This is a genomic window from Pseudoxanthomonas sp. UTMC 1351 (assembly GCF_040948865.1).
Lineage (GTDB): Bacteria > Pseudomonadota > Gammaproteobacteria > Xanthomonadales > Xanthomonadaceae > Pseudoxanthomonas_A.
On sequence record NZ_JAVGJT010000019.1, the window covers coordinates 114,450 to 137,082 of the forward strand.

11 protein-coding genes and 1 pseudogene are annotated in these 22,633 nt (G+C 62.8%); 10 read left to right on the forward strand and 2 right to left on the reverse strand.

Annotated features, from left to right (window positions below):
- Positions 1-21: 21 nt before the first annotated feature.
- From AB6O04_RS14290 to AB6O04_RS14305, 4 genes are all read left to right on the forward strand, one after another.
- Positions 22-930 (forward strand): alpha/beta hydrolase, encoded by a 909-nt coding sequence (locus AB6O04_RS14290; protein ID WP_368564720.1) that lies wholly within the window; start codon positions 22-24, stop codon positions 928-930.
- Positions 931-1,179: 249 nt separating this feature from the next.
- The gene (locus AB6O04_RS14295; protein WP_368564722.1) at positions 1,180-1,569 is read left to right on the forward strand and encodes a YciI family protein; all 390 of its coding nucleotides are present in this window, start codon (positions 1,180-1,182) and stop codon (positions 1,567-1,569) included.
- A 147-nt stretch (positions 1,570-1,716) separates the two neighbouring features.
- Complete coding sequence (locus AB6O04_RS14300; RefSeq protein ID WP_368564724.1) at positions 1,717-2,913, forward strand: hypothetical protein; 1,197 nt, start codon at positions 1,717-1,719, stop codon at positions 2,911-2,913.
- Positions 2,914-3,196: 283 nt separating this feature from the next.
- On the forward strand, positions 3,197-11,824 hold the full coding sequence (locus AB6O04_RS14305; RefSeq protein WP_368564791.1) for a glucoamylase family protein: 8,628 nt from the start codon (positions 3,197-3,199) through the stop codon (positions 11,822-11,824).
- A gap of 55 nt (positions 11,825-11,879) precedes the next feature.
- On the opposite strand, the pseudogene AB6O04_RS14310 reads toward AB6O04_RS14305, so the two are convergent.
- Positions 11,880-12,296 (reverse strand): annotated as a pseudogene (locus AB6O04_RS14310) (KUP/HAK/KT family potassium transporter); the annotation flags it as partial.
- Between the two features lie 367 nt (positions 12,297-12,663).
- On the opposite strand from AB6O04_RS14310, the gene AB6O04_RS14315 reads away from it, so the two are divergent.
- The 6 genes from AB6O04_RS14315 (at position 12,664) to AB6O04_RS14340 (ending at position 20,891) form a co-directional block, all read left to right on the forward strand.
- Positions 12,664-12,756, forward strand: a complete 93-nt coding sequence (locus AB6O04_RS14315) for a potassium-transporting ATPase subunit F (RefSeq protein ID WP_368564725.1) — start codon at positions 12,664-12,666, stop codon at positions 12,754-12,756.
- A gap of 77 nt (positions 12,757-12,833) precedes the next feature.
- Complete coding sequence (kdpA, locus tag AB6O04_RS14320; RefSeq protein ID WP_368564726.1) at positions 12,834-14,636, forward strand: potassium-transporting ATPase subunit KdpA; 1,803 nt, start codon at positions 12,834-12,836, stop codon at positions 14,634-14,636.
- Positions 14,637-14,640: 4 nt separating this feature from the next.
- On the forward strand, positions 14,641-16,707 hold the full coding sequence (kdpB, locus tag AB6O04_RS14325) for a potassium-transporting ATPase subunit KdpB (RefSeq protein ID WP_368564727.1): 2,067 nt from the start codon (positions 14,641-14,643) through the stop codon (positions 16,705-16,707).
- A gap of 1 nt (position 16,708) precedes the next feature.
- Entirely contained in the window at positions 16,709-17,302 is a 594-nt protein-coding gene (gene kdpC / locus AB6O04_RS14330) for a potassium-transporting ATPase subunit KdpC (protein ID WP_368564728.1), read from the forward strand.
- Between the two features lie 218 nt (positions 17,303-17,520).
- Positions 17,521-20,178: an ATP-binding protein gene (locus AB6O04_RS14335; protein WP_368564729.1), complete on the forward strand. Its 2,658-nt coding sequence runs from the start codon at positions 17,521-17,523 to the stop codon at positions 20,176-20,178.
- The gene (locus tag AB6O04_RS14340; RefSeq protein WP_368564730.1) at positions 20,175-20,891 is read left to right on the forward strand and encodes a response regulator; all 717 of its coding nucleotides are present in this window, start codon (positions 20,175-20,177) and stop codon (positions 20,889-20,891) included. The genes AB6O04_RS14335 and AB6O04_RS14340 overlap by 4 nt, the downstream gene beginning before the upstream one ends.
- A 61-nt stretch (positions 20,892-20,952) precedes the next feature.
- Here the strand turns inward: AB6O04_RS14340 and AB6O04_RS14345 are convergent, their stop codons facing one another.
- Entirely contained in the window at positions 20,953-22,626 is a 1,674-nt protein-coding gene (locus AB6O04_RS14345; protein ID WP_368564731.1) for a glycoside hydrolase 43 family protein, read from the reverse strand.
- Between the last annotated feature and the right edge of the window lie 7 nt (positions 22,627-22,633).

The following is a 22,633-nucleotide window of genomic DNA, read 5'->3' on the forward strand; positions in this document are numbered from 1 at the left end:
CCTTTTCCTCAAGGTGATGCAATGAATATCTTGCTCCGCGCAGCCCAATTGCTCTGCGTACTGCTGATCGTGCCGCCACCGCTGGCGGCTCAGACCTTCCGCGAACGCCTGGAGCAGGCGCGCGATGCATCGCGTCAGCCCGCCGCACATGTACCCACGCTGCCCGCCGGTGCCCGCGCACTGCGCGACATCGCCTACGGCGACGATCCGCGCCAGCGCTTCGACGTCTACCTGCAGGCACAACCGCATGAAGCGCCGATCCTCCTGTTCGTGCATGGCGGCGGTTGGGCCAACGGCAACAAGGACAATCCAGGCATAGTGGAGAACAAGGCCGCGTACTGGCTGCCCAAAGGTTACATCCTGGTGTCCACCAATTACCGCATGCTCCCGGACACCATGCCGTTGGAACAGGCGCGCGATGTCGCACGTGCACTTGCCGCCGTGCAGAAACGCGCAGCGCAGTGGGGCGGCGATGCGTCCCGCGTGCTGCTGATGGGCCATTCCGCTGGCGCTCACCTTGCTGCGCTGGTCGGCGCTTCGGCCAGTCTGTGGCGCGAAGCAGGTGCAATGAAACCCCGCGGTGTCGTCTCGCTGGACAGCGGCGCGCTCGACGTTCCGGACATGATGCAGCGGCCGCGTATTCCGCGGCTGTATCACCGCGCATTCGGCAGTGACACGTCGGACTGGGTGGCTGCCTCGCCCCACCATCAACTCACCCGCGACGCAGTTCCGATGCTGCTGGTCTGCTCCACGCGGCGCCCCGACGCTTGCCCGCAGGGCCGCACCATGGCGGAAAAGGCGCGGTCGTTGGGCGTGGCGATGGACGTGTTGCCGGAGGATCTTTCGCATACCCAGCTCAACCGGGAACTCGGCCTGCCCTCGGCCTATACCGACGCCGTGGACGCGTTCGTGCGACGCCAACTGCGGTAGCGCGCACAGCGTGGTGGGAAGAAGGAAGCAAGTGATTATCGCGTGTTCGTACCGGACTTCGGGGTCCGGCTATTAGGTAGTTAGGCGTCGCTCTGAATATCGGCGGCTGTCAAACACCCAAGTTCTAGTCCGGCTTGGTCAATAGCTGGCGGACGACGCCTAACAATTTACTCAAGCCGAAACCACTTCGCGGCTCGGCTTAGTTCAAACGTTAGGACCCACATCCACACCTTCTCTGGCGTAGAGATTATGCAAATAAAATCAGTGTTGCTCACCTTTGTAGCTGCAATCGGTATCCTCGCCCAAGCTGGCGCCGTCGCATCGGAACCAGCCGATGCCGCGAAGACCACATACCTTCTCATCTATCGGCCAGGCCCAGCTTGGCCGCAAGGAAAGCTCGTTACTGAGCTGCCGCTCCGTGATCACGGTAAATACATGCTGTCTCTGTATGCCAAGGGCATCATGAAGATGGCGGGCCCGCTCACAGACAATGCTGGCGGTGCCGTTGTGCTCGAAGTTGCTGACGAGAGCGAGGCTAGAGAGATCATAGCCAATGATCCGGCAGTCAAGGCGCGTATTTTTGTCCATGAGCTTCACCCATGGGAGCCAGTACAGTGGGAAAAACACCTCAAGAAGTAGGGTTTTCACGGGTAAAAAGGGGGCCTAAAAGTTCATTCAAGCCGAACGCGCTTCGCCGGTTCAGGCGTTGCCCTTGGTGACCATCGGCACATCCACCGGGTGCGCCAGCACCCTAGGGTAGCTGCTCTCGATCCAGCCGGAACCACGATGCTTGTCCGATTCGTCTTGCACCTGACGATGGCCTGCCTGCTGTCGCTGGCCGCCTTGCCTGCCGCGGCCAAAGAAGCGCCTGCGACTACCCGTGTCGTGGTGCTTGGCGTGAACCATGCCGCGCAGCTCGTGTCCGAGTCCGACCAGCCCGCTGCGCTCGCCGCATTCGTGACCCGGCTGGCACCGCAGGCGATATGTGTCGAACGCGCGCCCGAGCAGTTCGCACGCAACGATCATTACGAATTCACCTACGAAATCCAGGATGTTGTCGTGCCGCTGGCGCGTGCCTGCGGGATCTCGCTATGCCCGTTCGACTGGATGCCGCCGGCGGAGGACGAAGTGCTCGGATTCAGTATGTCGATCTCGACCTTGCCCGAGGTTCGGACACCGCGGGCGTTTCTGGCGTTTCCGGAACCAGCGGCACTGCAGCGTGGGCTATTCCATGCCGATGACCGCAAAAATCTGGCGAAGGTCGACGACTGGATACGGAATGTCCCGGAACAGGCCGCGCGCGACCTGCCGCGCCGACTATATCTATACCGCACGTTCCTGCAGGCGCAGCGGATCGCGGCGGCGGCCAGGGCACATGCCGGCGGCACGGTATTAGTGGTGGTGGGCGAGTTCCACAAGTACGACATCGAAGCGATCCTGGCCGGTACGCCCGGTATCGAAGTGATCCAGCCCTCGCAGATCGGCCTGCCATCGGCGAAGCAGATTGCCGCTCACCACCAGCGTGACTACTACTTGGCGATCGCGCGTTTCAATCTGCTCGGCGTACAGGCGGCCACCGGCAACGTCGACTGGGATTGGACCGGACGCGTGCTCGACACGCTGACGCGCGAATCAGACGATGCCGAAGTCGCTCTGCTGCGCACGCGCTACGCACGATTGCGCGGAACGATGAGTCGCGAAAGCGCGATCGTCGCCTACCGAGAGATCGCAAACCGTGCCGGCGCGTCGCAGCCGGCGGGCTGGGACGGCGTGCTCGACCGCCAGCGTGTCGACTCCTACTTCGATCCATTCGGCAACTTGCGCATCGACCAGCGCGCCCGGGTTGAACTGGCGCGAGAACTGGAGAGCGGAGAAGCCGATGCGATGGAAACCATTCGCGCCGCCCTCGCCAAAGAGCTGACGCCACGCCAGGCGCGGCAGTTCGATGCCTACTGGGCACGCGATATCGTCGTCGAACGATGACGGCAGGCGCAGCAGTCGCTGCATCCAGAGTCTTCGCGTTCAAAGGAAGTTCGCGCAATGGCCCGCATTCATGCCTGAGCCACCGCCGAGTGTTAAGGTTGCGCGAATGTGGGCTTTCTGGCCTCACTGGATTTGAATGGTATCGGTTTGGCGTGCGGTACGTGGATGGTTGCTTCCTTTTCGACGCAGCCTTGCCGTCGCACGTTCGGCTCTCCGCCGCTCCAGGCGGCAGCCTCCGCATACCGAAGAGCCATTGCGTGCCCAGCTTTTCAGCGGCGAACAAATGGCGTTGCACGGTGCAGCGCTGGCCCGCTCCCATCGCGTGCGTAGCGGGCGCAGTCCCGAAGCACTGCTCGCACGCCTCAAACAGAACGAAGAAGTGCTGCGCGATGCGAGGGCGATGCTGGTCGCCATGCTGCGCGATGATGTCCGGATAACGCCGGCCGGCGAGTGGCTGCTCGACAACTTCCATCTGGTCGAAGACCAGATACTTACCGCCCGGCGCCACCTGCCCACGGGATATAGCCGGCAGCTGCCGGCATTGTCGAACGGTCCATCGGTCGGCCTTCCGCGCGTCTACGCGCTGTCGATGGAAGCCATCGCGCATGGCGATGGCAGGATCGATGCCGATGCCATGGGCCGATTCGTGGCTGCCTACCAGACCACGACCCCACTGAAGCTCGGAGAACTGTGGGCGATTCCGATCATGCTGCGCCTGGGCCTGCTGGAGAACCTCCGGCGGGTAGCCGCACGGGTGGTGCGCGACGGCATCGACCATCGCCTGGCCAGCGACTGGGCCAAGCAGCTCAACACGACCGCCGTGGAGGATCCGAAGAGCGTGGTGCTGGTGGTCGCGGACATGGCGCGCTCGCAGCCACCCTTGTCAGGCGCCTTCGTCGCGGAACTGGTACGCGGGCTGCATGGCCGCGGTGGCGTACTGGCGATGCCGGTCACCTGGGTCGAGCAGTGGCTGGCCGACGGCGGCCAGCGCGTCGAGGAACTCGTGCATTTCGAAAGCCAGCAACAGGCGGCCGACCAGGTATCGATCAGCAACAGCATCGCCAGCCTGCGTTTCCTTTCCACGATGGATTGGCGCGATTTCGTCGAAGATTTGAGCGCCGTCGAAAGCCACCTGCGCCGGGATCCGGATGGCACCTACGCGCAGATGGATTTCCACACGCGCGACAGCTACCGGCATAGCGTGGAGATGCTGGCGCGGCGGAGCGGTGCCAGCGAAGGCGATGTGGCCGAATGCGTCGTGCGGCTGGCAATGGCCGGCGCTGGCGATGATCGCCGTCACGTCGGCTACTACCTGATAGACGATGGCCTGCGCGAAATGGCGAATGCGGTCGGCGGCCTGCCGAACGCAAACCGTGTGCCGTGGGTTCCGCCACGCACGCGGTCGCTTGTTACCTATATGACGCCGATCGCCGCTGTCGCATTGATCGGCGCGTGGACTCTGATCCGGCAACTGGAAATACAACAGGCCAATACGCCGCCTTGGCTTTTGGCTGTCATCGCGTTGGCGGGATTAGTCGTCTTCAGCGAATTGGGTATTGCGCTGGTCAACTGGATATCAACGTTGTGGGTTCCCCCGCGCACCCTGCCGCGGATGGATTTTTCCAAAGGCGTGCCGGCGGACTCGCGTACGCTGGTCGCGGTTCCGAGCATGCTCACTGATGCCGCTGCGGTGGACGAATTGATCGAAGGCCTGGAAGTCCGCTTCCTGGCCAATCGGGAGGCGAACCTCCACTTCGCATTGCTGACCGATTTTCTGGATGCCGCTCAGTCCACACTGCCTGCCGATGCCGCCCTGCTGGATCATGCGGCGGCGCAAATCGCTTCCTTGAATAATCGATATGCGCCAGAAAGCGGCGACCGCTTCTTCTTGTTCCACCGCCCGCGCATATGGAACGCTGGCGAACGTACCTGGATGGGGCACGAGCGTAAACGCGGCAAATTGGCAGCGTTGAACCGGGTCCTGCACGGCGGCAAGCCGTCCGCCGACTTCAGCCGGGTGATCGGTGCGGTCGCAGCGCTGGCGCATGTGCGCTATGTGATCACCCTGGACACGGATACGCGGTTGCCGCGCGATGCGGCACGCGAATTCGTCGCCACCTTGGCGCATCCGCTGAACCGGGCGCGCATCGACCCCGAGAAAGGCCGGGTCACCCGGGGTTACGGCATTCTGCAGCCCAGCGTCGGCAGCATGAGTGCGCATCGGATCAGCCGCTATGCGCGGCTGTTCGGGAGCGAACCAGGTATCGATCCCTACACGCGGACGGTGTCGGACGTGTACCAGGATCTGTTCGGGGAAGGCTCGTTCGTCGGCAAGGGCATCTACGAGGTAGATACGTTCGAACAAGTGCTGGCTGGCAGGCTGCCTGACAACCGCATCCTCAGCCACGACTTGCTGGAAGGCTGCTATGCGCGGGCAGGACTGGTCAGCGACGTGCGCTTGTTCGAGGATTATCCATCGCGCTACGCGGCTGACGTGAAGCGCCGCGGCCGCTGGATACGTGGCGACTGGCAACTGCTGCCCTGGTTGCTGCCTTGGGTGCCGCGTGCCCATCGCGGTTACCAGCCCAATCCCTTGTCGACGCTGTCGCGCGCCAAGCTGCTGGACAATCTGCGCCGCAGTCTGGTGCCGCTTGCCGCCACCGCGCTGCTGTTGCTGGGCTGGTGGTCGCTACCGTCCGCGCTGGTGTGGACCTTATGCTTGCTCAGTCTGTTCTTCCTGCCGGCGCTGGTGTCGGCGCTGCACAACGCGGTGAGCAAGCCCCCGGACCTGGCCTGGAGTACCCATCTCGGCTTGGCCGGCGAGGCGCTGTCGTCGCAGCTGCTGCGCGCCTTGGTGACGCTGGCTTGCCTGCCTTACGAAGCGGGATACAGCACGGTGGCAATCCTGCGGACGTTGTGGCGCATGGTGTTGAGCCGCCGCCGCTTGCTGCAGTGGGATGCGTCCAGCGAAGTCGAGCGCTCGCTTGCTGGCGGCGGCGCGGCAGAACTGCGCAACATGGCCCCGGCTTCGTTGTTCGCGGTCGCGGTGGTGATCGGGTTGGCATGGCGACACCCGCACGCGCTGTGGGTGGCCGGTCCACTGCTGGCGCTGTGGTCGCTATCGCCGTGGCTGATGACGTGGATGAGCGGTGCGGGAACGCCGCGGCATTCACAGCTATCGGTACCGCAGCGGGCGTTTCTTGGCCGGCTGGCCCGGCGCACCTGGGCTTTCTTCGAAGTACACATGCGCGCCGAAGATCATTGGCTGCCGCCGGACAACGTGCAGGAGCATCCGCAACTGGTCGTCGCACGCCGCACCTCGCCGACCAATATCGGGCTGGCGTTGTTGGGCAATCTGGCGGCCTACGATCTAGGCTACCTGCAAAGCGGCGGGGTGATCGAGCGCACCCGGCTGACGCTGGCGACGATGGAGACGCTGCCGCGCCATCGCGGTCATTTCTACAACTGGTACGACACGGCCAGCTTGGAGCCGCTGCCGCCGAAGTACCTGTCCACGGTGGATAGCGGCAACCTGGCAGGACACCTGCTGACGCTGCGGCAAGGATTGCTGGCGTTGTGCGATGGACCGGTGCTGGCGACGGCGACCTACGACGGCCTGGCCGACACGTTCGGCGTGCTGCGCCAGGAGCGACTGCGGGCGAGCGGCTTGACCGTGGCATTGGACGATGCACTGGATGCGTTCGGGCTGGCGATAAAGGCGGCGTGCGCTCAACCACCGGAAAGCCTGCCGCAGGCGTGGCGGGCGCTGAGCGAATTGGCGTCGCAAGCGGCGGCAATCGCTGCGCTGTGGCTGCCACAGGAGCCGGCGTCACCCGAGCTGCCGGCCGATCTGCTGTTGCCGCATTGGCCGCAGTCGTTGCTGCAGGCCTGCCAGTCCGGCTTGGACGAGATCCGCAGCCTGGCGCCTTGGGCGGTTATCGACGATCCGGCGGCGCACAAACAAGATGGCGATATACCGCTGCCGACATTGCGGGAGCTGGCCGCGCTTGCCGGGCAGCCGGAAGTGGCCGCGCGGGCGCGTGCACGCATCCATCAGCTGGAACATCTGGCGCATGTCGCCGGACAGCTTTCGCTGATGGAATACGGCTTCCTGTACGACCCGGTGCGACGCCTGCTGGCTATCGGCTACAACGTCGACGAGCGGCGCCTGGATCAGGGTTACTACGATCTTCTGGCCTCCGAGGCGCGGCTTTGCAGCTTCGTCGCCATCGCCCAAGGGCAGTTGCCGCAGGAGAGTTGGTTCGCCCTTGGGCGCCTGCTCACCGAAGTCGATGGCCAATCCACGCTGCTGTCGTGGAGCGGCTCGATGTTCGAGTACCTGATGCCGCAGTTGGTCATGCCCAGCTACGCCGACACGCTGCTGGAGCAAACCTCGCAGCACGCCGTCCAGGCACAGATCGCGCACGGCGACCGGCATGGCGTGCCGTGGGGGGTTTCCGAATCCGGCTACAACGCCGTCGATGCACGGATGAACTACCAGTACCGGGCATTCGGCGTGCCTGGCCTGGGGCTCAAGCGCGGCCTCGACCATGACCTGGTAATCGCGCCCTACGCGAGCATGATGGCGCTGATGGTCGCGCCGGAGGCAGCCTGTCAGAACCTCCAACGCTTGACCGAGGAAGGCTTCGGCGGCCGCTTCGGACTGCATGAGGCGATCGACTACACGGCGGGCAGGGTGCCGCCGGGGCAGGAATACGCGGTGGTGCGTTCGTTCATGGCCCACCATCAAGGCATGGGGCTGCTTGCTCTTGACCACTTGCTGCGCGAGCAGCCGATGCAAAAGCGCTTCGGTGCCGATGCCGAGTTCCAGGCGACGCTGCTATTGCTGCAGGAACGCATCCCGCGCGCGGGCGTCTTCCATCCCCATGAAGCCGGCGACGGCGGTGCGCGCCACAGCCATAGCGAGCGCGAGGGCGAAGCGCCGTTGCGCCTGATACGCGACCCCGGCGTTTCACGGCCTGCGGTGCAGCTGCTGTCGAACGGGCGCTACCACGGTCTGCTCAGCAGCGCCGGCGGCGGCTACAGTCGTTTGGGCGACATGTCGATCACACGCTGGCGCGAAGACGCGACGCGGGACAACTGGGGCAGCTTCTGCTATCTGCGCGACGTGACCAGTGGTGAGTACTGGTCGGCTGCCTATCAGCCTACCGCGGTGGCGGTGGACAACTACGAGGCGATCTTCTCGGATGCCAAGGCCGAGTTCCGCGGCAGCAAGCGTGGATACGAGACTCATCTGGAAGTGGCGATCTCGGCCGAGGACGACATCGAGCTACGACGGTTGCGTATCAGCAATCGGTCGCGGCACTCGCGTGTCATCGAGATCACCACCTATGCCGAAGTGGTGCTGGCGCCGGCCGTTGCCGATGAGCTGCACCCGGCCTTCAGCAACTTGTTCGTACAAACCGAGATCGTGCGCGACAAGCAGGCATTGCTGTGCACGCGCAGACCGCGCTCGCACGACGAGGCCGCGCCGTGGATGTTCCATCTGGTGGCGGTGCATGACGCGGATATAAGCGCCATCTCCTACGAAACCGACCGCGCTCGCTTCATCGGCCGCTGCAATAACGTGCGCGCGCCGCGTGCGTTGACTAGCGATGATGTGCTCTCGGATTCGGCCGGCTCGGTGCTGGACCCGGTGGTGGCGATCCGTACCCGCATCGTCCTGGCGCCGGAACAGACCGCGATCATCGATATGGTCTATGGCGTCGGTGGCGACAGGGCGGCATGCGTTGCATTGGTCGACAAATACCGGGACAGACGTCTGGCCGATCGCGTGTTCGATCTGGCATGGACCCATAGCCAGGTGGTGCGGCGGCAGATCAACGCTTCCCAAAGCGATGCGCAGCTGTATGAGCGCTTGGCGGGACTGATGGTGTATTCGCATCCCACGCTTCGCGCGGACAGCGAGTTGCTAATGCAGAACCGCCGCGGGCAGTCGGGCTTGTGGGGGCATGCTATTTCTGGCGACCTGCCGATCGCGCTGCTCCAGATCGGCGACGCCGACAACATCGAGTTGGTGCGGCAGATGGTGCAGGCGCACGCTTACTGGCGGCTCAAGGGTCTGCATGCCGACCTGGTCATCTGGAACGAAAGCCAGAGTGGCTACCGGCAGCAATTGCAGGAGCAGATACTCGGCATGATCTCGGCCGATGCCGAGGCGAATGTACTGGAGCGGCCCGGCGGCATCTTCGTGCGCCCGGTGCAGAATATTTCGCAGGAGGACCGCATCTTGTTGCAGGCGGTGGCGCGGGTGATCGTCAGCGATCAGCGCGGGACGCTGGCCGCGCAGATCGGGCGCAATCTGCCGCTACCCCGTGGCATGCCCGAGTTGGTACCACTCCCAGACCGCGATGAGGACGACCAAGACCGGCCCGCGCATGCTGCCAACGACGAGGAAGTCGCCGTGTTGGACGAGGCCAAATGGCCGTTCGAGACCGTCGATAGCGCGGAACTCTTCGACAACGGTACCGGTGCTTTCGCTGTCGATGGCCGCGAGTACGTGATCACGGTGCGCGAAGGTGCGCCGACGCCGGCGCCTTGGGCCAACGTCATGTCCAATGCTCAGCTGGGCACGGTGATGAGCGAAAGCGCTGCCGGTTATACCTGGTTCGAGAACGCGCATGAGTTTCGGCTTTCGCCATGGCATAACGACCCGGTCGCCGATGCCTGTGGCGAGGCGTTCTACCTGCGCGACGAGGATAGCGGCCGGGTATGGTCGCCACAGCCCTTGCCCTGCCGTGGCGAAGGGAGTTATCGCACCCGCCACGGCTTCGGCTATAGCGTTTACGAACATGAGCAGGACGGCATCGCCAGCGAACTATGGGTCTACGTCGCCTTGCAGGACGCGGTGAAGTTTTCCGTGCTGAAGCTGCGCAATCTCTCCGGGCGCACTCGCCGGGTTTCGGCGACCGGTTACGTCGAATGGATACTGGGCGACCTGCGCGCGAAGTCGCAGATGCACATCGTCACCGAGCAGGATGGCCCTGGCGGCGCGCTGCTGGCGCGTAATCCCTACAGTGCCGAATTTTCCGGATGCACCGCATTCTTCGACGTGGACGCCTGCATTCCTGCTGACGGCGCCCGCAGCTGCAGCGGCGATCGCGAGGAGTTCCTGGGCCGCAACGGCGACCTCGCCACCCCCCAAGCATTGCGTCGCGAGCGGTTGTCCGGACGTCTGGGGGCAGGCCTCGATCCCTGCGCTGCGATACAGGTTCCGCTGACGCTGCCTGCTGGTGCCAGCAGTCAAACCGTGTTTCGCCTGGGGGCCGGGAAAGACCGCGAGGAAGCGTTGCAACTGGCGCGCCGCCTGCGCGGCGACGATGTCGCACACGATGCGTTGGCTCAAGTGCGTAATCATTGGCGACAGATGCTCGACGGACTACAGGTCACCACACCTGACCCGGCCGTGGATCTGCTGGTCAATGGTTGGCTGCCGTATCAGACCTTGGCGTGCCGCTATCTGGCACGTAGTGGTTACTACCAATCCGGCGGCGCGTACGGCTTCCGCGATCAATTGCAGGACATGATGGCGTTGGTGCACGCGACACCGGCTTTGACCCGCGAGCACTTGCTGCGCAGCGCCGCTCACCAGTTCCTGCAAGGCGATGTGCTGCACTGGTGGCACCCGCCGCAGGACCACGGTGTACGCACGCGCTGCTCCGACGATTACCTCTGGCTGCCGCTGGCCGCCTGCCGCTACCTGCAGGTCACCGGCGACCGCAGCCTGCTGGACGAGGACGTCCGTTATATCGATGGTCGCAGTGTCAGCGCGGAGGAGGAATCCTATTACGACCTGCCGGTCGCTTCGCACTTGCACGCGCCGTTCTACGACCACTGCGTGCAAGCGCTGCGCCGAGGCCTGTCGCTGCTCGGAAAGCGGGGGCTGCCATTGATCGGCACGGGCGACTGGAACGATGGCATGAACCGGGTGGGCGAGGGCGGCGAGGGCGAAAGCGTATGGCTGGGCTTTTTTCTGTTCCACGTACTGGAGCAGTTCGCTCCGGTGGCGCGCGAGCGGGGCGATGCCACGTTCGCGGACGCATGCGACGCTGCAGCGCAGACCTTGCGTGGCAACCTCGATAAGCATGCCTGGGATGGCGACTGGTACAAGCGCGCCTGGTTCGACGATGGCACCGCGCTGGGCTCGGCCCAAAACGACGAGTGCCGGATCGATTCGATTTCGCAAAGCTGGTCGGTGCTGTCCGGTGCCGGCGATCCGGCGCGCTCGCGGCAGGCCATGGCGTCGCTGGACCATCATCTCATCAAGCGCGATGCCGGGCTGATCCAACTGTTGGACCCGCCATTCGACCGCATTTCCAAGGACCCTGGCTACATTCGCGGCTATGTCCCCGGCGTGCGCGAAAACGGCGGCCAGTACACGCATGCGGCGATATGGGCGGCGATGGCGTTCGCCAAGCTCGGCGATGGCGAACGGGCCTGGGAGCTGGCCCGCATGATCAATCCGATCCAGCACAGCCTGGATGCGCAGGCCATGGATCGCTATAAGGTGGAGCCTTACGTTCTGGCTGCCGACGTCTACGCAGTAGCGCCGCATACCGGCCGCGGCGGCTGGACCTGGTACACGGGTTCGGCGGGCTGGATGTATCGGCTACTGCTGGAATCGCTAATCGGCTTGCGCAGAGAGGGCGATAACCTGCACCTGCAACCGTGCTTGCCGGCCGAATGGGAAACCTGCCATATCCGTTATCGGCATGGCGAAAGCATCTACCACATCGAAATATGCCAAGTGGACGCTCTGGAAGACACGGGTGTCCCGAGGGTGTCCGAACTCACCATCGACGGGCAAAAGCAGGACAGCGACCATATCGCGCTGATCGACGACGCAGGCACGCACCACGTGCGGTTGCTTCTGTTGCGATCAGTGAAATAAGGGCAGTTATCGGGGTAGGGAAGGGTAGCTTTCGACTCAAAGCAGCCGCTCGATCTTAGATCTCAATAGGCGCGCCCAGTTCGACCAGTCGCGTCGTTGGGATACGGAAGAAGTCCGTTGCCGGTGCCGCGTTCCGATGCATGAAACCAAACAGTTTGTCGCGCCAGATAGGCATGCCGCGATGTCGGCTCGCGACAATGGTTTCCCGGCTGGCGAAATACGTCGTATCCATAGGATCGAAACAGATGCCGGCGCAATCGATGGAGCGCATCACGGCCAGCGGGATATCGGGTGTTTCCATGAAACCATAGCGGATCGTGGCGCGGTAAAAGTCCGCGGCAATGGTATCGATGGTGAGTCGCGAATCCGCGGACACGACCGGCACGGCCTTGGTTTCCACCGTCAACAGCATGTTGTGTTCGTGCAGCACCTTGTTGTGCTTGAGGTTGTGCAGCAGCGCCTTGGGCACGATGCCGGCATGATCTGAAGGAGATTCGGCAGGGGTGGAGTGCTCGGTCGCGGTATTCATGTCGGTTTTGACGGGCAATGCATATGGCGACCACGCCCAAGGACGCGCGATGCTTGTCGCGGAGTGTTCAGTGTTCGGAGGAACACCATAAAAGCGGAAGGCGCAATCGGCTCCAGGCGCGTAAATTCCTCGTAAACTCTGTTGCGCTGCTGGGCCAGAGGTTGAAGCTTTACACAGAATTTACGACGCCAGCATCGTCGTGCAATAGAGGCTTTACGGGCGCTGGATCAAAATTCCCGCCGTGGCAGAAGCGTCGTGCCGTTGCCGATTCATATGCCTCGTTTCATTGACCCTCCAAGGGAATACGACAATGCCTGGTTGGCTTTTTCTGGTGTGCGGTATCGCAGTGGTGATTGCCGCCGCCTACTTGCTGTACGTGGTCTTGCGCCCTGAAGATTTCTGAGCTTCGCGCGGCGGCACACCACGCTATTCAGCGGCTGCGTAAGCGCCTGCCTCAATTCTCACACTGGTTGAACGACGATGATCGAGATCTTCCTGGTATTTGCATTGGCGATTGGCCTTGGATGGCCGCTAGGCCACTACCTGGCGCACGTGATGCGCGGCGAGCGCTCCGCGCTTGATCGCGTATTCGGGCCGGCCGAGCGCTTGATCTATCGTGTGCTGGGCACCGATCCGCAGCGTGGGATGAGCTGGAAAGGCTACGCCAAGGCCTTTGTGCTAAGCAATTTGGTGCTTGGGGTTGCGGTATGGGTGCTGCTGGTAACCCAATTCTGGTTGCCATTGAACCCTGATGGCATTCCCAACATGCGCTTGGATACCGCGTTGCACACGATGGTGTCGTTTCTCACGAACACCAATCAGCAGCATTACTCGGGACAAGCACAGCTGAGCTATCTGTCGCAGATGGTCGCCATTGTGGGATTGCAGGTGATCACGCCGATGATGGGTCTCGCGCTGGTGGTAGCGACCTTGCGCGGGTTGTTTGGTGGTCGCGAAGCCATGGCGGCCGCGGAGGTTTCGAAGGCGGACACCGCCGATGCGTCTTTGCCTGTTGTCGATGTCCATGGATCGGCCAATGACATCAGGGGAAACCCGGCCATACGCGAGGATGCCCCACGCGATCTCGGCAACTACTGGGTCGATCTGACCCGAGCGACGCTGCGCTTCATGCTTCCGTTATGCCTGTTATGGACGCTTCTGCTGGTCTCGCAAGGCGTGCCGGCAACGCTGCAGGGCGGACCAACCGTTGCGCCGATCGATGCTTCCGTCGAAATGAAGGAACAAAAGATCCCGCTCGGTCCGGTGGCACCGATGGTGGCGGTCAAGCAGCTCGGCACTAATGGCGGCGGCTGGTACGGCCCCAACAGCTCGGTCGCGCTGGAGAACCCGACGCCGCTCTCCAACCTGATGGAAACGTTGGCCATCATTCTGATCCCCATATCGATCACGTTCATGGTCGGCGGGTTCACTCGCAGGCGCCGGCTCACCGGGCTGGTCTTCGGCAGCATATTGCTGATGTCGGTAATTTCCACCGGTGCTGCCGTGTGGTCGGAAGGATATTCACCGACCGCAACCGATCCGGCGCTTATGGAAGGCAAGGAGGTACGTTTCGGCGCCGATGCCTCGGCATTGTGGGCGACGCTCACTACGCAAACCAGCAACGGGTCGGTCAACTCAATGCACGATTCGCTGGCCCCGCTGACCGGCGGCGTCGCTATCACCAATATGCTGATCAACGCGATCTGGGGCGGTATTGGTTGCGGCTTGTCGCAATTTCTAGTTTACCTGTTACTGGCGGTGTTCTTGTCCGGTCTGATGACCGGGCGCACGCCGGAGCTTTTCGGCCGCAAGATCGAAGCACCGGAAGTCAGGCTACTGGCGTTGTTGATCCTGCTGCAGCCTATTGTCCTGCTCGGTTTCACGGCACTGACGCTGGCGCTGCCGCAGTTCACAGGCAACTCGAATCCAGGTTTCCATGGCATCAGCCAGGTCTTCTACGAGTACACCTCGGCATTCGCCAACAATGGCTCGGGCTTTGAGGGCCTGGGTGATGCGACGTATTGGTGGAATCTTACGTGCGCCCTGGTTCTCGCATTGGGTCGTTATCCCGCCCTGATCGTGCCGCTGGCAATCGCGGGAATGATGGCGCGCAAGCGCGTCGCACCCGAAGGCGCCGGCACGCTGCACGTCGAGTCGCCCACGTTTGCGCTGACCCTAGTCGCGATCATCGTGGTTCTGACCGTTCTGCAATTCATGCCCGCCCTGGTCCTTGGCCCGATAGCGGAACACCTGTCGCTGGCCGGCACTGTACCGGGCTTCTGAGGTAATGACTGTGACCGATACCACCCAACATCTTGGCGCCGCTCGTCGCCATGCCGCAGCCGGACTGGACGCCGCGGGTTTCCGCGCCGCGCTGGCCGAATCGTTCCGTAAGCTGTCACCGCGACAGGCGATCCGCAGTCCTGTCATGGCGGTCGTACTGGGCGGCACCGTGCTGTCTGCGCTGATTGCCGCTACGACACCCGTCAACATCGGGTTCGGCATCAGCGTGACGTTGATTCTGTTTGTCACCGTATTGTTCGCCAACTTCGCTGAGGCCGTAGCCGAAGCGCGAGGTCGCGGCCAGGCGGCATCGCTCCGCGCAGCACGGCGGGACCTGACGGCCCGCAAGCTCGATGGCCGTGACCAGGAAAGCCGCGTTCCCGCTTCGCAACTGCGTCCGGGCGATCGTGTCATCGTGTCCGAAGGCGAGTTCATTCCTGCCGACGGTGAAATCATCCGTGGCCTGGCAACAATCAACGAAGCGGCCGTCACCGGCGAATCTGCACCCGTACTACGTGAAGCGGGAACCGATCGCAGCGGCGTCATCGGCGGCACCAAGGTACTGTCCGACGAAGTCATTGTGCAGATAAGCGCGGAACCCGGCGGCAGCTTCCTAGATCGGATGATCGCACTCGTCGAAGGCGCCAACCGGCAGAAGACTCCGAATGAAATCGCATTGACGATGCTGCTGGCCGCGATGACGTTGACCTTCCTGGTGGTGGTCGCGACCTTGCCCTTCCTCGCCAGCTTTGTCGGTGCCCGACTGGACCCCTTGCTGTTGATCGCACTGCTGGTGTGCCTGATTCCCACCACCATCGGAGGCCTTCTGCCCGCCATAGGCATCGCTGGAATGAATCGCGCACTACAAGCCAATGTACTGGCCAAGTCCGGCAAGGCGGTCGAAATCGCCGGCGATATCGATGTGCTGCTACTGGATAAGACCGGCACCATCACCTATGGCGATCGTCAGGCTACCGCGTTCCATCCGTTGGCCGGCATCGACAGCGAAATCCTGCGCGATGCCGCCTTGCTTGCGTCGCTGGCGGACCCGACGCCGGAAGGCAAGTCGATCGTCAAGCTGGCGCGCGAACGGCACAGTGCGGTCGCCGAACCCGAGCGCGCGCACTACATCCAGTTCACCGCGCAAACGCGCATGTCCGGCGTCGATCTCACGGGCGAGCAAGGCCAGCCGGTACGCGCCATCAGGAAAGGCGCGGGCGATGCGATTGCCGCTCATGTACGTCAATTGGGTGGACAAGTGCCCGCGGAACTGACCGCTCGCATCGAACAAGTAGCCCGGGGCGGCGCAACGCCCCTGGTAGTCAGCGATGGCAAGCATGTGCTGGGTGTGGTGGAACTATCAGACGTAGTGAAACAGGGCGTCAAGGAACGCTTCGCACGGATGCGCGAGATGGGCATCAAGACGGTGATGATTACCGGTGACAATCCACTCACGGCAGCGGCGATCGCCGCCGAGGCCGGCGTCGATGATTACATCGCCGAAGCCAGGCCAGAGGACAAGCTCGCCCGCATTCGCGCCGAACAGGCGGGCGGGCACCTGATCGCCATGGTGGGGGATGGCACCAACGATGCACCGGCATTGGCGCAGGCCGACATCGGACTAGCGATGAACTCAGGCACCCAGGCGGCCAAGGAAGCCGGCAACATGGTCGATCTCGATTCTGATCCGGCCAAGTTGCTGGCGGTGGTGGAAGTCGGCAAGCAGCAGCTGATCACCCGTGGCGCATTGACCACCTTCTCGCTGGCGAACGACGTATCGAAGTACTTCGCTATCCTGCCGGCGCTGTTTGCCGCCGCGATTCCTTCGATGGCCGCGCTCAACGTGATGCGGCTTTCCAGTCCGACCAACGCAGTGCTTGCCGCGCTGATCTTCAATGCGCTGATCATTCCGGCCTTGATCCCGCTGGCGCTGAAAGGCGTGCGTTTCAAGCCGGCCAGTGCGGTGTCATTACTGCGCCGGAACATGCTGATCTACGGTCTCGGCGGCATGCTGCTACCGTTCATCGCCATCAAACTGATCGACTTGCTGCTGGTTGCAGCGGGAGCTTGAAATGACCACGTCCACTATCGACGACCGCACCTCGCTGCGTGCTCCATTATTTTTGGCTGTGCTGGTGCTGCTTGGATTCGGCCTGCTGTATTCGCTGGTCGGCACTGCCCTGGGCCGCCTCCTGTTTCCACGACAGGCGACCGGCAGCTTGGTCGTACTGGACGGCCAAGCGCGCGACTCGGAACTGGTCGCGCAACCGTTCAACGACGATCGCTACTTCCAGGCTCGGCCTTCCGCGGCCAACTACGACCCGATGGCGGCCGCTGGCAGCAATCAGGCGCGCAGCAATCCGGAGCTTCGCAAACGTATCAACGCGGCCATTATTGCGGTGGCTGCGCGTGAAGGCGTTGCACCTGCGGATGTACCCAGCGAGCTGGTGACGCAATCAGGCGGCGGGATGGATCCGCATCTATCGCCACGTGCCGTACAAATACAAATCGCCCGCGTCGCCCGCGCACGCGGGCTGGCGCCGTCGGTGGTCGCCGGCATGGTCCAGGCGCATACCGAACTGCCCCAATTCGGCGTGCTGGGACAGCCACGTATCAATGTGCTGCGCTTGAACCTGGCGCTGGATGCACTGGGCCAAGCCGAGTAATGTCGTTTAAAAGCGGTGATCGGCAAGAGCTTTTGCTTTGCCTCCCCCTTTGCCAGCGCTTCTCAACAGCCGAATGGCTGGTCAAGGGGGATTGAGGGGAATTTGCTCCTGCTTCTGTTTTTCTTAAGAGCAAGAGCAAATCCCCCGTAACCCCCTTTACAAAGGGGACAAAAGCGAGAAGCCTCCTCACTCCTCACTCCTCACTCCTCACATTGCCCATGATTGATCCACGCAGCGTGCAAGCCGATGCGCTTATCGACGAGTTGCGGCGGCAGGACGCCGGCCGGCTGACGATCTTTCTCGGCGCCGCGCCCGGCGTGGGCAAGACCTACGCCATGCTTGGGCGGGCGCGTGAACTGCAACGGCGAGGCATGGATGTTGTCGTCGGTATTGCTGAAACCCACGGCCGTGCCGAAACGCAGGCACTGCTGGAAGGCCTGGAGGTGGTGCCGCGCAAGAAGGTCGAGTATCAAGGTCACAAACTGGAAGAGTTCGATCTCGACGCATTGCTCGTGCGCAAACCCGCGGTGGCGCTGATCGACGAGCTAGCACATCGCAATGTGCCCGGCAGCCGCCATGACCGGCGCTGGCAGGACGTGATCGAACTGCTGGACGCGGGTATCGATGTCTACACCACCGTCAACATCCAGCACCTGGAAAGTCTCAACGATGTCGTGCACCGCATCACCGGCGTGCGTGTCAGCGAGACAGTGCCAGACGTGATATTCGACCGTCTGCGCGACATCATTCTCGTCGACCTTCCACCGCGCGAATTGATCGAACGCCTTCAGCAAGGAAAGGTCTATGTGCCCGAGCAGGCGGCGCATGCACTGCAGGCCTTCTTCTCGCCGTCCAACCTGGCAGCATTGCGCGAACTGGCCATGCAGACCGCCGCTGACCGCGTCGACAGCGACCTGCGCGAATCGCAGGCGGCACGTGGCCTACCCGGGATGGCACTGCGCCGCCGCGTGGTGGTAGCCATCGACGGGCGAGGACAATCGGAATACCTGGTCCGTATTTCCCGCAGGCTGGCCGAACGCCGTGATGCACCCTGGACCGTGGTGACGGTCCAGACGGGTGGGACAACCGACGATGCACAGCAGCTTGAACTCGATCGTGCATTTTCGCTGGCTCGCCGTCTGGGTGGCGATACCGAAGTTCTGCACGGCCCTAGCGTTGCCGACGCTTTGCTGGATCACGCCGCACGCAGCGGGGCATCCACCATCGTGCTTGGGCGCACCCGTGAGCGCCCGTTCGCGCGCATGTTCAACCGTACGCTTACTCAGCAGCTGCTGCAGCGTGGAGCTCACTACGAACTCACCATTGTCAGTACGCCCGAGGCACGGGCCAAGGCGCGGCGTTCGCTGCTCGATGTGCGCGGACTGCTGACGCGGAACGACCTCGTACTTGCCATCGTTGCCGCGGCATTGGCGATTGCGGCGGGCTGGCTGGCCGAGCGCTGGGTGGGATTGGACGACCTGTCGACCATCTTCATCGTCGCGGTGGTGGTGGTGGCATCCCGAACACGGATGACGGCCGCAGTGATCGCGGCTACGTTGTGCTTCTTTGCCTACAATTTCTTTTTTATCGAGCCGCGTTACACGTTCCTCATCGGTGCGCGCCAGGGCGTCGTGACCGTGCTGCTGTTTTTGGCGGCAGCATTGGTCGCGGGACGTTTGGCATCCAAGCTGCGCGCGCAAGTGGTTGCGTTACGCGCGGCCAACGCCCACGCCACCGCTTTGCAAACCCTGGGGCGACAGCTGGCCAGCGCCGCGGACTTGGGACAGGTCATTAACGCCGGTCGTATGGCATTGAAGCGCGCTTTCGGCGTCGAGACCGTAGTGCAGCTAGGCGACGAACCTTTTGATCAGGGCGACGCGCCGATGATGCACGACAGGGATCGTGCGGCTGCTGACTGGGCACGCAAGAATCGCCAGGCCGCTGGCCGGTTCACCAATACGCTGGCCAACTCCGATTGGTGGTTCCTGCCATTGACGGTGGATGGCGCCACGCCCGGTGTGATCGGAATGCGGTTCGCCGCCAACACGCAACGCGTTGGCGTGGAACAGCGGCGATTGGCGGAGGCCATGGCTGATGACATCGCGCAAGCCATCATGCGAACGCGCCTAGTGGCGGACTTGGAAAATGCTCGCGTCACCGGAGAAACCGAACGCTTGCGTTCTGCCTTGTTGTCTTCGGTATCGCATGATCTGCGTTCACCACTCGCCTCAATCATAGGGTCCGCCGGCAGTCTCGATAATTATGGCGAACAGATGAGCCGAGAGGACCGTCATAGCCTTCTGGAAACGATCCGGCTCGAGGGCCAGCGACTCGATCGCTATATCCAGAATTTGCTCGATATGACTCGGTTGGGGCACGGTGGATTGACACTCAACCGAGATTGGATCGGTGTTGACGAGTTGCTCGGATCGGCGGTTGGCCGTTTGCAGCGTTACCAGCCGGAAGCGCGCGTTGAGCTGAATATCGCTGAGAACCTTCGGCCCATTTGGGTCCATCCGGCGCTGGTCGAGCAAGCGCTGTTCAACGTCATTGAGAATGCCGCGAAATTTTCTCCCACGGGTGAAGCGCTGGTGATTCATGCGCGTGACCAGGACGACGGCCAGTTGCGCATCGACGTTGAGGATCGCGGCCCAGGCATTCCGGAAGAGGAGCGCAAGCGCATCTTCGATATGTTCTTCAGCGTCGAGCGTGGCGATCGCGGCCGTATGGGCACCGGCCTTGGACTAGCTATCACGCAGGGCATGATCGGAGCGCATGGAGGCAGCGTTGAAGCGCTGCCAGGTCGGTCTGGCACCGGAACTACGATCCGGATTACGCTACCGCGCATGGAACCGCTTCCCGCCAAGCTCTCATGACCGACAAGCGCATCGAAAGCGCTTCCGTGCCACCTGCACGCGTGCTGGTGATCGATGACGAACCGCAGATCCGGAAATTCCTGGAGATCAGCCTGCGCGCCCAAGGCTACGTGGTCGATCTTGCCGACACCGGCCAAGCAGGCCTGGATGCATTGGCTTTGCGCGGCGCGGATGTGCTCGTCCTCGACATGGGCTTGCCGGACCGCGACGGACTGGCGGTATTGAAGGAGCTGCGGCAGTGGTCGCAGGTGCCGGTCATCATGCTGACGGTACGTTCGAGCGAAGCGGAAAAAGTGGCCGCGCTCGATGCGGGTGCCAACGATTACGTAACCAAGCCGTTTGGCGTGCAGGAGTTGATGGCACGCATCCGCGCCGCACTCCGCTCGCATGCCATGTCCGGTGAAGCACCCCCCGTTTTCGACGACGGGCACCTTCGCGTCGACTTGTCGCTGCGCGAGGTCAGCCTTGCGGGAGAACCCGTGACGCTGTCGCGCAAGGAGTATGCGTTGCTCGCGTTCCTGGTCCAGCATGCGGGGCGAGTGGTCACGCAACCGCAACTGCTGCGCGAGATATGGGGCCCGACGCACCAGGAGGACACGCATTACCTACGCATCCTTGTCGCCAAGTTGCGGCAAAAGCTCGGCGACGAGGCAGCGGCGCCGCGCTGGATCGCCACGGAACCGGGTGTTGGCTTGCGCTTCCTGCTGCCGTAAGGAACTTCAAGCACCACAATCACGGTGTTGATGTTTCTCGGGCCCTCCGGCGCTGGCGAAGTCAGCGGGAGGCGCCGCTTTGCCCGATCCGGTAGTAGTCAAAGTCCACACGGCCGCCAGCGGTCTTGGTCGAATAAAAGAACAGGGCGAAGCGATAACCCATGAAGTGGGGGAAGGAGTAGGTAAGTTTCGAGGGACGACCGATGGGAGTCCAGGATTTGCCGTCGAGGCTGTAGGAGAAGCTGGCGACTTCGGGCGCGGGCTCAAATTCGCTTTCGACCTTGAGGTGAACGGTGTCGCCAGAGAGGGGAATGGAGGCGATTTCCTCGGGATGGTCGGAGTCGGCGCTCACCATGACGAGAGATCTCGCGCCGTTGCTCATCTTTACGCCTACAAAACCATAGCGTTTCTGAAAAGCGGCCAAGCCGGCCCAGTCGCCGTCTTTCATGCCGCTCACGTCGATGCTGGTGGTGGCGGAACTGCTAGGGCCAAAGGTGCGCTGGGTGAGGGTATTCCGCGCTTCCGGCAGAGTGGAAACGATCCGGTTGGTGACCAAGCTCAGGTAGCCCGGGCGCTTGGCGAACGACCAGTAACCAGGCTCGGGATTGTGATTCCATTGCCAGGCGAGGGGCAGGGCAGGGTCGCCGGGCTGGCGGTCGAATTCGTCGGAGGCAACGATGCCGGAGGCGCCGGAGACACCCTGTTCGCCGGCGGGGATGTCGAGCGTCATGGGCACCTTGCCGTCTTTGCCGAGCACGGGCCAGCCGTCCTTCCACGTCACGGGCACGAGGTAAGGGATGCGACCGACGGCGCCGTTGTCCTTGAAAAGATAGGCGTACCATTTGCCATCCGGGGTATCGATGAGACCGCCCTGAGCGATACCGCGATCATCGAGCGCGATGCGACCCTCGTAGGGACCGTCGATTGCGTCAGCGCGGTGAACGATGACGGTGCGCGCCCAGCGGCTTCCGGGCGAGGCGATGTTGAAGAGGTAGTAGCGGCCGTTGATCTTGGAAAGCTGCGAGCCCTCGCCATTGAGCCCGCCCAGGTCGGCGCCGAAGAGGGTGTTGACGTTTTCGATGAGGACCTTGTTCACGCCGCCGGGTTTGATTCCGGAGAGGTCGGGTTTCAGCTCGGTGAGCATGATGCGGCCGCCCCCGTAAACCATGTAGACGCGACCGTCGTCGTCGAAGAACAGGCTGTGGTCATGCAGCACCGGCTCGAAGCTGGTTTCTTTCCACGGGCCGCGATCCGGATCGCGGGTGGTGTAGACGTGGGTGCGTCCGCTGGTGGCGGAGAACGTCGAGGCATGGAACACGCCGTCGTGGTAACGCAGGCTGCTGGCCCAGGAGCCGGCACCGTAGGCGTTCTTGCCGTTTTCCAGGCGGAGGGCTTCGTTGTCGGCAAGGGTTTCATAGGCGTAGGAGGCCATACGCCAGTTGACCAGGTCCGTCGACTTCATGATCGGCAGGCCCGGGCTCATGTGCATCGTCGTGCTGCTCATGTAGTAGGTCTTGCCTACCCGGATGATGGCGATGTCAGGAACGTCGGCCCAGATAATCGGATTGTGGGCAGGAGCCGCCTCTGCCGCGTGTGCCGTCGGAACGGACTGAGGCGCGATGGCCGCGAGGACGAGGACGATCAGAAATAAAATCGGAAATAAAATCGGACGGTTCATGAGACGGGCAGGAGAGGCGGCGGAAGCGCGGCTCAGGCTGTCAGGGTTCTGGTCCAAGTGTTTG

Coding starts and splice junctions, on each gene's coding strand:
- AB6O04_RS14300 (WP_368564724.1), top strand. CDS start 1,717: ATGCTTGTCCGATTCGTCTTGCACCTGACGATGGCCTGCCTGCTGTCG.
- AB6O04_RS14340 (WP_368564730.1), top strand. CDS start 20,175: ATGACCGACAAGCGCATCGAAAGCGCTTCCGTGCCACCTGCACGCGTG.
- AB6O04_RS14315 (WP_368564725.1), top strand. CDS start 12,664: ATGCCTGGTTGGCTTTTTCTGGTGTGCGGTATCGCAGTGGTGATTGCC.
- kdpC (WP_368564728.1), top strand. CDS start 16,709: ATGACCACGTCCACTATCGACGACCGCACCTCGCTGCGTGCTCCATTA.
- AB6O04_RS14290 (WP_368564720.1), top strand. CDS start 22: ATGAATATCTTGCTCCGCGCAGCCCAATTGCTCTGCGTACTGCTGATC.
- kdpA (WP_368564726.1), top strand. CDS start 12,834: ATGATCGAGATCTTCCTGGTATTTGCATTGGCGATTGGCCTTGGATGG.
- AB6O04_RS14305 (WP_368564791.1), top strand. CDS start 3,197: ATGGCGTTGCACGGTGCAGCGCTGGCCCGCTCCCATCGCGTGCGTAGC.
- kdpB (WP_368564727.1), top strand. CDS start 14,641: ATGACTGTGACCGATACCACCCAACATCTTGGCGCCGCTCGTCGCCAT.
- AB6O04_RS14295 (WP_368564722.1), top strand. CDS start 1,180: ATGCAAATAAAATCAGTGTTGCTCACCTTTGTAGCTGCAATCGGTATC.
- AB6O04_RS14335 (WP_368564729.1), top strand. CDS start 17,521: ATGATTGATCCACGCAGCGTGCAAGCCGATGCGCTTATCGACGAGTTG.